Here is an 11,545-nt window from a genome sequence, read left to right on the forward strand (position 1 = left end):
CATGCTGGGCAAAACCGCAAACGGCCTCTTCTGGCTCTTCCGCTACCTCGAACGGGCCGAAAACACCGCCCGCCTGATCGAGACCGGCCAGCGCATCGCGCTGACCCGCCTGGGCGACAGCGCCGCGGAATGGCGCTCGGTGCTGCAATCCGCCGGCGTCTGGCCCGCCTTCGAGGTCGCCCGAGGCGAGGTCACCAAAGAGGCCGCGATCAACTGGCTTCTGCGTGACCGCGGCAACACCTCGTCGGTCTATTCCTGCATCTGCTCCGCGCGGCAGAACGCGCGCCTGGTGCGCACCGCACTGACCGGCGACATGTGGGAGGCGATCAACAGCGCCTACATGAACGCCCAGGAAAACCTTGGCCGCCAGGTCGCCGAACGCGACCTGCCCGGCTGTCTGCGCACCCTGCGTCAGAACACGTCGCTGGTGCGCGGCATGACCCACGGCACGATGCTGCGCGGCGAACGGTATGATTTCGCCCGGCTGGGCACCTTCCTGGAACGCGCCGACAACACCGCGCGCATCCTCGACGTGAAATACTACGTCCTGCTGCCCACGGCCCGCGCCGTGGGCTCGGCGCTCGACAACGTGCAATGGGAAACCATCCTGCGCTCGGTGGCCGCGCGCGGCGGCTTCCGCATGGAATACGGCGCCGATTCCGGCCCCCGCGAGATCACCCATTTCCTCATCCTCGACCAGCGCCTGCCCCGCAGCCTCGCCTTCTGCGCCGCCCAGCTTCAGGAAAACCTGCGCAGCCTCAACGCCGGCAACGCGCATCCGTCCGGCCCGATGAGGAAACTCGACTATCTCAACCGCAAGTATCTCGCGCACGAGGTCGAGGCGATCTTCGACTACGGCCTGCACGAATACATCACCGAGATCATCGGCCTCCTGGCCGAAATCGCCAACGAGATCGAGCGGGAGTACCGCTTCTATGAATGACCCCATGCACCTGCATATCAAACACGTGACCCGCTACCGCTTTTCCGGTCCCGTGGTCTACGGCCTGCAACAGCTGCGCAAGACACCCAAGACCACCCGCGCCCAGCAGGTCGTCAACTGGACCACGGGCGTCGAGAACGGCCGCAAGGAGGTCGAATTCCACGACCACCACAACAACGCCGTCGAGCTGATCAGCTTTGACCGCGACACCACCGAGCTGACCGTCAGCAGCGAGGGCGAGGTGGTGATCGAAGACGTAAGCGGAGTCCTCGGCCGCCATATCGGCCCCGCCCCGCTCTGGCTCTACGAACAGCAAACCCGGCGGACCGAGGTGAAATCCGGCGCCCGCGCCCTCATCCGCAAGGTCGACGAGACCGACCCGCTCGACCGCCTGCACGCGCTCAGCCAGACGATCCGCGACAGCGTGGCGTTCCAGGTCGGCGCATCCGAACCGGACTGGTCCGCCGAAGACGCGATCACCCACGGCAAGGGCGTCTGCCAGGACCACACCCACATCTTCCTGGCCTGCGCCCGCGCCATGGGCTTTCCCGCCCGTTACGTCTCGGGCTACCTCATGCTCGACGACCGCACCGCCCAGGACGCGATGCACGCCTGGGCCGAGGCCTATGTCGACGCCCTGGGCTGGGTCGGCTTCGACATCTCCAACGGAATTTCCCCCGACACACGCTACGTCCGCGTTGCAACGGGCCTCGATTACGCCGATGCTGCGCCCATCACAGGCACCAGAATCGGCGGCCCCGAGGAACGCCTCGAGGTCGAGATCGACGTCACCCAACAGTAACGAAGGACGGGCATGACATATTGCGTGGGAATGGTTCTCGACCGGGGCCTCGTTTTCATGTCAGACACCCGCACCAATGCCGGGCTGGACAATATCTCGACCTTCAAGAAGCTGACAAGCTGGGAAAACCCCGGCGAGCGGATGATCACGCTTTTGTCGGCGGGCAACCTCGCCACGACCCAATCCGTCATCAGCCTGCTGGACGAGCGTGCCAAGTCACCCGGTGACCGCACGCCGTCGTTGCTGGGCGTCCCCTCGCTTTTCCAGGCCGCCCGCATGGTCGCCGACACCCTGCACGAGGTGATCGAGCGCACCGGCGACAGCGGCCAGCGTGCCGACGGCACCTTCAACGCCACCATCATGCTGGGCGGCCAGATCGCCGGCAGCCCGCCGCGCCTGTTCCTGATCTACCCCGAGGGCAACTTCATCGAGGCCGGCGAGGACACGCCCTTCTTCCAGATGGGCGAAACCAAGTATGGCCGACCCATCCTGGTGCGCGCCTTCGATCCGGACCTCAGCTTCGAAGCCGCGATGAAGCTTCTGCTGGTGAGCTTCGACTCCACGCTCAAGGCCAACCTGACCGTCGGCGCGCCCTTCGATTTCCACATCTACGAGACCGACAGCCTGACCATCGGCCAGACCGGCCGCATAGAGGCCGACAGCCCCTGGTTCGAGGCCGTCTCCAAGGGCTGGGGCGAGGCACTGAAGAACGCCCTCGACAGCCTGCCTGATGTCGATCTGTCTGAGCTCGGTTAACCGAACGAAACCGCTCTTTTTACGGCAACCTCTCAATCTATTCTATGACGCTGTCGTCGCCTTTTCGCGGATGGCATTCCTTCTTAGCAGCAGCGCCGTGCCAAACGCCAGCGCGGCCGTGGCCAGAAACATCGGCACCGCGCCAAAGGCCGAAGATGCCCAGCCCGCCACGGCGGGCCCCAATATGTTGCCCGCGGCGGTGATCAACAGCGCCGCGGTAAAGCTCAGCGAAGGCAGGTCGGGAAAGAGTTCCTCCGACCAGAACGACAGCACCGCGCTGATCATCATCACGAATATCCCCTGCAAGCCTGCCGAGACGATCACACCGGCCCACGATGTCGGTGCCCAGGCGAGCAGCGCAAGCGACAGCGCCGTACTGATCGACAGCGCGCGCAAAAGCCAGGTCAGGCCAATCACGGATTTGATCCGCGCCGTCAAAAGTCCAAGCAGCCCGAACGCACCGTAGGCACAGAAAACGATTGCCCCGCTGCCCGCCGACGGCAGGCCGGCAAGGCCGCCCTGCTCGGCCACCCGATCTGCCGCGAAGGTCACATATATGCCGTTCGTCAGACCGAAGCACAGAGCAACCCCGTAAAGCGGTATCGCCGAGCGCGTGAAAAGCTCGTGCCACTTTCGCGCAGGCAACTTGCCCGCAGGCTCCACCGTGTCGAACAGAGCAAAGATGTTGGCCAGCGCCGCAGCCCCCGCACCGACGGCGAAAACCGTCCAGACCACCCGCCATCCAAAGCCCGACAGGGCGACCAGCAACGCCAGACCGCCTGCCAGCAGCACCCCCACCGCGGTGCCAGAGCTGATGGCCGCCAGGGCCTCGGGCCGGTCACGTTCATACAAAACCCGTTGCGCCGCGTTGTTGAACGGCGTCCAGGAAAAACCGGCGCTGGCACTGGCAAGCGATACACCGACGGCCAGCAGGATGGCATCCGGGGCCAGTGCAACCGTTGCCAGGCCGACCGTGGCAAAAACCATGCCGCAGACGATGGGCACGCGCGGCCCCGCCAGCGCAATCAATTTGTAGGAACAGCCAAGGCCGATCAGAAATGCGGCAAAGCCCAGGCTCGAGATTAGGCCTGCCATGCCGGTCGAGATCGAGAACGTCTCGCGAAACTGCGGCAAGAACAGGCCAAATCCCACCCGCGCCGGCCCAAAGGCGATGGCAGTGGCCGCCGAACCGGCCGAGGCGATACGCGTCAGCGTCTGCAAATCCGTCCTCCGATCTCTGGTCTTTGAACAGATGGGCTGTCGTTACGTTCCTCTAATTCTCACCCGGCGCAGAAGAGACCCAAGCAATGCCACGTGCATCGATCTTCTAAGGGTCACGACCGAACCGGCCTTCCCCTGCCGCTTCGGCAGCGGCACTGACCGCGCCAATCCGGTTGAAACCCCCCGGTAGAAATGCACATTCAGGGACAAGGAAAAGAAAAGGACGACCCACATGCTGCCCGAGACGATGAAAACCGTTGAAATGCGCGAACCCGGCAAACCCGAGGTGCTGGAGGTGGGCGAACGCCCCGTGCCCGAACCCGCGCCGTCCGAGGTGCTCATCAGGGTCACCGCCACGGGCGTCAACGGCCCCGACCTCGTCCAGCGCCGCGGGCATTACCCGCCGCCCAAGGGCGCCTCCGACCTCCTGGGGCTCGAAGTCTCGGGCGAAGTGGCCGCCGTCGGCGACAGCGTCTCGGGCTGGGCCGTAGGCGACGCGATCTGCGGGCTGACCAACGGCGGCGGCTATGCCGAGTACGTGGCCGTCGACGCCACCCATTGCCTGCCCATCCCCAAGGGCATGGACACGACCGATGCGGCGGGGATCTGCGAGACCTATTTTACCGTCTGGTCCAACCTCTTTCTCGACAGGCCCCCGGCCCCCAAAGACCTCCTGCTGGTGCATGGCGGCGCGGGCGGGATCGGCTCCACCGCGATCCAGCTTGGCCGCGCCCTGGATTGCCGCGTCTTCACCACCTGCACCGGCAAGGACGACATCGACTATGTCACCAAACTCGGCGCCGAACGCGCCATCGACTTCAAGACCGAGGATTTCGTGCCGATCGTCCGCGAAGCGGGCGGCGCCAATCTCATCCTCGACATCATCGGCGGCGATTACGTGGCCCGCAACATCAAGGCCGCCCATGCCGACGCCCGCATCGTGCAACTCGCGTTCAACGGCGGCTCGAAGATGGAAATCGACCTGATGCCGGTGATGCTCAAGCGGCTCACCTATACCGGCTCGACCCTGCGCTCGCGCCCCGACACGTTCAAGACCCGCGTGGCGCAGGACCTCTTGGAAAAAGTCTGGCCGCTTCTGGCCGAGGGCACGGTCGGCACCTACACCCACAAGGTCTTCCCGTTCGAGGAAGCGGCGGCGGCGCACGCCTTGATGGAATCCGCCACCCACCGGGGCAAGATCCTGCTGCGCCCCTGACGCCCGTCGGACCGGCCAGGACTTTTGCAGAAAAAGTCCTGGCAAACGTCTTCACAAGACTTTTGCACCGCGCTCTTCGTCAATCCCGCTAGGCCAGGAAATGCGCGCCGACGCGTTACCTCCAGCGATACCGACGTGATACCGACGTCCCGTTTTCGGCCGAAACGCCTCCGTTAACCCAAGGCGTTTCGCCTTTGACCCGAGGCGTCGGTCAAAGCCGAAATTGGATAATGCGCCGCGATACACGGGGTGGTTTAGATTCAGGTTTGCCGCGCAACGTTTTGATCGTTAATGAAAAAGGGCAGCGCATGACTTGCGCCGCCCTTGACCTTCAATCACCGTTAACTCCCCGGTGATATCCCTTTGTTACTCGCCGGTAATGGACGCGGCGCCGACCTTTTCGATCAGCTTTTCATGCGCGACCTTCTGATTTTCGTGGAACGTGGCCAGATCCTCGCCCTTCATCATCGTCTCGCAGGTCAGGCCGTCGGACTTGCAGAACGCCTGCCATTCCTCGCTGTCGAACAGCTCCTGGAACAGGTTGGTGTACCATTCCACCGCTTCCGGATCCATGTCCGGCGGGCCGTTCACGGAGCGTTGCATGTAGTATTCGATCTCCACGCCCAGTTCCTTGGCCGTCGGCACGTCCGGGAAGGCCGGCATCCGCTCGGCGGTGAACTGCACCAGCGGCTTGGTGTTGCCCGCGCGGAAGAACTCCATCTGCTCGGCGGGATTGTTGACGGTGCTATCTATCTGATTGCCCACGAGGTTTTTCGCCACCGTGCCACCGCCCGGGAACGGGATGTAGGTCACGTCATAACCGAACTCGGCTTCCATCATCGCGGTCAGAACGCTGTCTTCCTGACCCGACCCGGTGCCGCCGACCTTCCAGTCCTTGCCCGCCTCGGACACGACGGCGTTGAAGCTCTCGAGATCGGTGATGTCCTCGCGGTCGGTGTTGACCCACAACAGGAACGTGTCCATCGCCATCAGCCCGATCGGGGTGAACTCGGTCACGTCGACGCCCAGATCCTCTTGGATGATGGGCGTGGTGTAGAAGCTGTTCAGCGTCATCATCACCACGTGGTTGTCGCCCGCCTTGTCCTGCAGATAGCGCAGCGCCTCGGCGCCCGAACCGCCCGGCTTGTTGATCGGGATGAACGGACGCGGGCTCAGGTCCTTCTTCTGGATAAGGCCCTGCAACAGGCGCGCGATCTGGTCAGCGCCGCCGCCGGTGCCGGCCATGATGATGAACTCGACCGGCTTTTTCGGCTGCCATTCCGCCAGCGCCGCCGGCGCCGTCAATGCCAGTGCGGACGCACTTGCAACAAGTAGCTTAAAGGTATTCATGGTTATCCTCCCTGTTGGTTTCCGGTCTTGGCCGGACTTGAGCCGATCCTCCTAATCAGCTGGCGATGTATGCAATGGTATTTAATTGCATACAGAAACCATTGCGTGAAATAAAATTTCGCACCACGGCAACAAATAACATGTCCAGACTCATTGCAAGGATTTCTTCGCCTTGCCGACCCGACTGCCGTGAGCGTCGAGGAAAATGGCATTCGGAAAAACTGAAAAGATACTTGGTAACAGATAGTTACGACAGATTATTCACGCAATACTTCAGCGAATATCAAAAGGGCAGCCCGCCTTTCGGACTGCCCTTCCTCGCGCGGTCTTACTCCGCCGCGGTTTTCTGCGGGTCGCCCACGGCGCCGCTGTCCAGCACCGCCTGCAGGTCGTCGCCCGCGTAGCCCAGCACGTCGCGCAGGATTTCCACCGTGTGCTCGCCCAGAAGCGGCGAGCGGGTCACCTCCACCGGGCTGTCGCTCAGCTTGATCGGGCAGCCCACCGACGCGTATTTGCCGCGCTTGGGGTGGTCCACATCGACGATGGTTCCGGTCGCCCGCAGCCCCTCGTCCTCGATCAGTTCCTTGGTCGACAGGATCGGGCCGACGGGGATGTTCAGCGGGTTGCAGATGTCCATCACCTCGAACTTCGTCTTGGTCATGGTCCAGTCTTCAATGGCCCCGAAGATCTCGTTCAGCTTGTCCAGACGCTCGGGCGGCGTGGCATAGCCCTCCTGCGTCTTCCACTCGGGCTTGCCGATCACGTCGCAGATCTGCTCCCACACCGCGGCCTGCGTGATGAAGTAGGTATAGGCGTTGGGGTCGTCCTCCCAGCCCTTGCACTTCAGGATCCGCCCCGGCTGACCGCCGCCCGAGTCGTTGCCCGCGCGCGGCGTCGCCTCGCCGAACTCGATGCCCTCGCCGTACTGGCTGTATTCCTTCAGCGGGCCCGCCTCCAGCCGCTGCTGGTCGCGCAGCTTGACGCGGCAGAGGTTCAGCACCCCGTCCTGCATCGGCGCCAGCACCTTCTGGCCGCGGCCCGTGCGCTCGCGCTGGAAGAGCGCCGTCATGATGCCGAGGCAGAGATGCAGGCCGGTGCCCGAGTCGCCGATCTGCGCGCCCGTCACCAGCGGCGGGCCGTCGCGGAAGCCGGTGGTCGAGGCCGAGCCGCCGGCGCATTGCGCCACGTTCTCGTAGACCTTGCAATCCTGGTACTTGCCGGGGCCGAACCCCTTGACCGAGGCCATGATGATGCGAGGGTTGATCTCCTGGATCCGCTCCCAGCTGAACCCCATCCGGTCCAGCGCGCCGGGGGCGAAGTTCTCGACCAGCACGTCGCATTCCTCGATCAGCCGGGTCAGCACCTGCTTGCCGGTCTCGTTCTTGGAATTGAGCTCGATCGAACGCTTGTTGTGGTTGAGCATGGTGAAGTACAGGCTGTCCGCGCCCGGCACATCCACCAGCTGCTGCCGCGTGGCATCGCCCACGCCGGGCCGCTCCACCTTCAGAACATCCGCCCCGAACCACGCCAGAAGCTGCGTGCAGGTCGGACCGGACTGCACATGCGTGAAGTCCAGGATCTTGATGCCGTCCAATGCTTTCATCAGGTCATTCCCCCATGTTTTTCGTGATTCCCGCGCGGGTCCAGACCTCGCGCACGTGGTCGTGCAGGCGCATCGTATGATCGCGCACGCGAGCCCCGGCGAGGTCTGCATCGCGCGCTTCCAACGCCTCGATGATTTCCATGTGATCCGCCACCGATTGCGGCACGCGGTCCTCCTCGGCCATGGACCGGCGGCGCACGGCGTGCATGTGCACGAACAGGTTCTCGGCCATGCTGGACAACAATTCACAGCCCGAAATTTCCAGGATTTTCTGGTGAAAGCGAATGTTGTCGTCGGAATATTCCGCGATATCCGCCCCCGTCTTGGAAACTGAGTATTTCGCCGCAATCGTGCGCAGGCTCGTGATCTCGCGGTCCGTGGCACGCTCGCAGGCCAGCCGGGCAGCCATGCTTTCCAGGGCGGCCCAGGCGATGATCATCTCCAGGATATCCGACAGAGTCTTGCGCTGCACGAAGATGCCGCGACGGGGGCGGACCTCCAAAAGGCCTTCCTGTTCCAGCCGTACCAGAACCTCGCGCAAGGGCGTGCGGGAGACGCCCAACTGGTCCGCAAGGCTGCGTTCGTCCAGCCGCAAATCCACGCTGTCGGAGTAAATGTCCATCTCGAGGATCGCTTCCCGCATCCGGTTATAGATGTGGTCCTTGAGCGTGACCGACGTGTCGATCGGATTGAGTTTCATGACGGCGCACCGGGTTTGAGTCGTTAAATCCGTAGTCTGGTATACCACGAACCAACGCAAATCAACGGCAAACTTTCGCGGATGCAGCAAGAATACCGCCCTGTCGCGGTGCAGACCGCCTTTCCCGAGGGTCAAAACAAAAGGGCCGGGAAACCCCCGGCCCTTCGCAAGTCATGATCTCGGCGAGAATTATTCCGCCGCCACCGCCTCTTCGGCCTTTTCCACCCGCACGGCCGAGTACTTGAACTCGGGGATCTTGCCATAAGGGTCGATGGCCGGGTTGGTGAGGATGTTCGCCGCCGCCTCGACATAGGCAAACGGCATGAAGACCATGTCCGGCGCAATTGCGCGGTCGGCCCGCGCCATCACGTCGATCGAACCGCGCTTGGTGGTGATCCGCACCATGCCGCCCGGCTCGACGCCCAGTTTGCGCAGGGTCGAGGGGTGCAGCGAGCAGTTCGCCTCGGGTTCAACCGCGTCCAGCACGCTGGCCCGGCGGGTCATCGAGCCGGTGTGCCAATGCTCCAGCTGCCGCCCGGTGGTCAGAACCATCGGATAGTCCGCATCCGGCAGGTCGTCGGGCGGGATCACGCTGGCCGGGGTGAACCGGGCGCGGCCCTCGGGGCGCGGGAAGGCATCGCCGAACACCACGGCCTGGCCGGGGTCCTCGGGGCTGAGCGACGGGTAGGTCACCGCCTCGCGCTCCAGCCGCTCCCAGGTGATGTTGTCGAGGCTGCGCATGTTGATCGCCATCTCGTTGAACACTTCGCTGGGATGCGTATAGGTCCAGTTCAGGCCGCAGCGCTTGGCCAGTTCGACCTCGATCCACCAGTCCTCTTTCGCCTCGCCCGGCGGCGGCACCGCCTGGCGCAGCATCTGCACCGTCCGGTTGGTGTTCGACACCGTGCCGGATTTTTCATAGAGGGCCGAGGCCGGCAGGATCACATCGGCATAGTTGGCCGTCTCGGTGATGAAGATGTCCTGCACCACAAGGTGATCGAGCATCGCCAGCGCGTCGCGGGCATGTTCCACGTCCGGGTCGCTCATCGCCGGGTTCTCGCCCAGAACGTACATCGCCTTGATGTGACCCTCGTGAACCGCATCCATGATCTCGGTGACGGTCAGGCCCTTCTCGCTGCTGAAATCGCCGGATTCCCAGACTTCGGTGAACGCCTTGCGCACGCCATCGTCGGTAACTGACAGGTAGTCGGGCAGGAACATCGGAATGAGGCCCGCGTCGGATGCGCCCTGCACGTTGTTCTGGCCGCGCAGCGGGTGAAGACCCGTGCCCGGTCGGCCCACGTGGCCGCACATCAGCGCCAGCGAAATCAGGCAGCGGGAATTGTCCGTGCCGTGAATGTGCTGGCTGACGCCCATGCCCCAGAAGATCATGCCGGACTGCGCCGTGGCGAATTCACGCGCCACTTCGCGCAGCGTCTCGGCTGGAATGCCGCAAAGCTCTTCCATCTTCTCGGGCGGGAACTGCGCCAGATGCGCCTTCTCGGCCTCCCAGTTCTCGGTGAACGCCTCGATATACTGCTGGTCGTAGAGCTCTTCTTCGACGATCACATGCATGATCGCGTTCAGCATGGACACGTCCGCGCCCGGCTTGAACTGCAGCATGTGGGTCGCGAAGCGCTTCATGCCCTGCCCACGCGGATCCATCACGATCAGCTTGCCACCACGCTTGGTGAACTGCTTGAAATAGGTGGCCGCAACGGGGTGGTTTTCCGTCGGGTTGGCCCCGATGATGATCGCCACGTCGGCATTCTCGATCTCGTTGAACGTCGCGGTCACCGCGCCGGAACCGACGTTCTCGATCAACGCCGCGACCGACGAGGCATGGCACAGCCGCGTGCAGTGGTCCACGTTGTTGTGGCCGAAACCCTGGCGGATGAATTTCTGGAACAGGTAGGCCTCTTCGTTGGTGCATTTCGCACTGCCGAAGCCGGCCACCTCGCGGCCCCGGCCCTTCAGGCCGTTTGCCGCCACGTCCAGCGCCTCGTCCCAGGAGGCCTCGCGGAAAAACTCGCGCCAGTTGCCCGGATCGACGTTCAGCCCCTTGGCCGGCGCATCCTCGCGACGGATCAAGGGCTTGGTCAGGCGGTGTGAGTGGTGGATATAGTCATAGCCGAACCGGCCCTTGACGCACAGGCGACCTTCGTTAGCGGGGCCGTTGATCCCCTCGACGTATTTCACCTTGTTGTCCTTGACCTTCATGCTGATCTGGCAGCCGACGCCGCAGAAGGCGCAGACGCTTTCGACCTCGCGGTCATAATCGGCGCTGTCGCCGACCTGCGCATCGTCCACCACGGTGGAGGGCATCAGCGCGCCGGTTGGGCAGGCCTGGACGCATTCGCCGCAGGCAACGCAGGTGCTTTCGCCCATCGGGTCGTCGAAATCGAACGTGGGAAAGCTGTCATGTCCGCGTCCGGCCATGCCGATCACGTCGTTGACCTGCACTTCGCGGCAGGCCCGGACACACAGGTTGCACTGGATGCAGGCATCCAGGTTGACGCTCATCGCCACATGGCTGTCATCCAAGAGCGGCACGCGGTCCTGTTCCAGCTTGGGAAAGCGGCTTTCCGACACGCCGGCCAGCTTGGCCATATCCCAAAGGTGGCTCGACTTGTCATGCGCCTTTTCCGGCTCGGGCTGGTCGGCGACAAGCATCTCCATCACCATCTTGCGCGCCGTTTCGGCCCGGTTGGAATTCGTGGTGACGTTCATGCCTTCGCTGGGTTCGCGGATACAGGAGGCGACAAGGTTCCGCTCGCCTTCCACTTCCACCATGCAGGCGCGGCAGTTGCCATCGGGGCGATACCCCGGCGCGGGCTTGTGGCACAGATGCGGGATTTTCAGACCCCGGCCATTGGCCACCTCCCAGATGGTCATGCCCTGCTCGGCTTCGACTTCCTTGCCATCGAGTGTGAACTTGATCGTGTCGGTCATGT

9 protein-coding genes are annotated in these 11,545 nt (G+C 63.6%); 4 read left to right on the top strand and 5 right to left on the bottom strand.

Annotated features, from left to right (window positions below):
• The first annotated feature begins 1 nt into the window (after window position 1).
• The 3 genes from ACQY4V_RS11335 to ACQY4V_RS11345 are packed head-to-tail and all read left to right on the top strand — an operon-like array spanning window position 2 to window position 2,501.
• On the top strand, window positions 2–943 hold the full coding sequence (locus ACQY4V_RS11335) for an alpha-E domain-containing protein (RefSeq protein WP_428511737.1): 942 nt from the start codon (window positions 2–4) through the stop codon (window positions 941–943).
• Window positions 944–947: 4 nt separating this feature from the next.
• Entirely contained in the window at window positions 948–1,745 is a 798-nt protein-coding gene (locus tag ACQY4V_RS11340; protein ID WP_428511739.1) for a transglutaminase family protein, read from the top strand.
• 12 nt (window positions 1,746–1,757) lie between these two features.
• Complete coding sequence (locus tag ACQY4V_RS11345) at window positions 1,758–2,501, top strand: peptidase (protein WP_428511741.1); 744 nt, start codon at window positions 1,758–1,760, stop codon at window positions 2,499–2,501.
• 42 nt (window positions 2,502–2,543) lie between these two features.
• Here the strand turns inward: ACQY4V_RS11345 and ACQY4V_RS11350 are convergent, their stop codons facing one another.
• Complete coding sequence (locus tag ACQY4V_RS11350) at window positions 2,544–3,722, bottom strand: MFS transporter (protein ID WP_428511743.1); 1,179 nt, start codon at window positions 3,720–3,722, stop codon at window positions 2,544–2,546.
• Window positions 3,723–3,954: 232 nt separating this feature from the next.
• Here ACQY4V_RS11350 and ACQY4V_RS11355 point away from each other — a divergent pair, with 232 nt between their 5' ends.
• Window positions 3,955–4,938 (top strand): NAD(P)H-quinone oxidoreductase, encoded by a 984-nt coding sequence (locus tag ACQY4V_RS11355; protein ID WP_428511745.1) that lies wholly within the window; start codon window positions 3,955–3,957, stop codon window positions 4,936–4,938.
• Between the two features lie 366 nt (window positions 4,939–5,304).
• Here ACQY4V_RS11355 and ACQY4V_RS11360 read toward each other — a convergent pair whose 3' ends face one another.
• From ACQY4V_RS11360 to fdhF, 4 genes are all read right to left on the bottom strand, one after another.
• On the bottom strand, window positions 5,305–6,288 hold the full coding sequence (locus tag ACQY4V_RS11360; RefSeq protein WP_428511747.1) for a Bug family tripartite tricarboxylate transporter substrate binding protein: 984 nt from the start codon (window positions 6,286–6,288) through the stop codon (window positions 5,305–5,307).
• Window positions 6,289–6,616: 328 nt separating this feature from the next.
• On the bottom strand, window positions 6,617–7,891 hold the full coding sequence (frc, locus tag ACQY4V_RS11365) for a formyl-CoA transferase (RefSeq protein WP_428511749.1): 1,275 nt from the start codon (window positions 7,889–7,891) through the stop codon (window positions 6,617–6,619).
• Window positions 7,892–7,895: 4 nt separating this feature from the next.
• Window positions 7,896–8,591 carry a GntR family transcriptional regulator gene (locus ACQY4V_RS11370; RefSeq protein WP_152493158.1) on the bottom strand — a complete coding sequence of 232 codons (696 nt, stop codon included), beginning with the start codon at window positions 8,589–8,591 and terminating at the stop codon, window positions 7,896–7,898.
• A gap of 189 nt (window positions 8,592–8,780) precedes the next feature.
• Complete coding sequence (fdhF, locus tag ACQY4V_RS11375; RefSeq protein WP_428511751.1) at window positions 8,781–11,543, bottom strand: formate dehydrogenase subunit alpha; 2,763 nt, start codon at window positions 11,541–11,543, stop codon at window positions 8,781–8,783.
• Window positions 11,544–11,545: the final 2 nt, after the last annotated feature.

The sequence above is a fragment of the Roseovarius sp. genome (genome assembly GCF_965277045.1).
GTDB lineage: Bacteria > Pseudomonadota > Alphaproteobacteria > Rhodobacterales > Rhodobacteraceae > Roseovarius.

Bases quoted from the DNA above. Each gene is read 5' to 3' on its own strand.
- ACQY4V_RS11335 (WP_428511737.1), top strand. From the start codon at position 2: ATGCTGGGCAAAACCGCAAACGGCCTCTTCTGGCTCTTCCGCTACCTC.
- ACQY4V_RS11340 (WP_428511739.1), top strand. From the start codon at position 948: ATGCACCTGCATATCAAACACGTGACCCGCTACCGCTTTTCCGGTCCC.
- ACQY4V_RS11345 (WP_428511741.1), top strand. From the start codon at position 1,758: ATGACATATTGCGTGGGAATGGTTCTCGACCGGGGCCTCGTTTTCATG.
- ACQY4V_RS11355 (WP_428511745.1), top strand. From the start codon at position 3,955: ATGCTGCCCGAGACGATGAAAACCGTTGAAATGCGCGAACCCGGCAAA.
- ACQY4V_RS11360 (WP_428511747.1), bottom strand. From the start codon at position 6,288: ATGAATACCTTTAAGCTACTTGTTGCAAGTGCGTCCGCACTGGCATTG.
- frc (WP_428511749.1), bottom strand. From the start codon at position 7,891: ATGAAAGCATTGGACGGCATCAAGATCCTGGACTTCACGCATGTGCAG.
- ACQY4V_RS11370 (WP_152493158.1), bottom strand. From the start codon at position 8,591: ATGAAACTCAATCCGATCGACACGTCGGTCACGCTCAAGGACCACATC.
- fdhF (WP_428511751.1), bottom strand. From the start codon at position 11,543: ATGACCGACACGATCAAGTTCACACTCGATGGCAAGGAAGTCGAAGCC.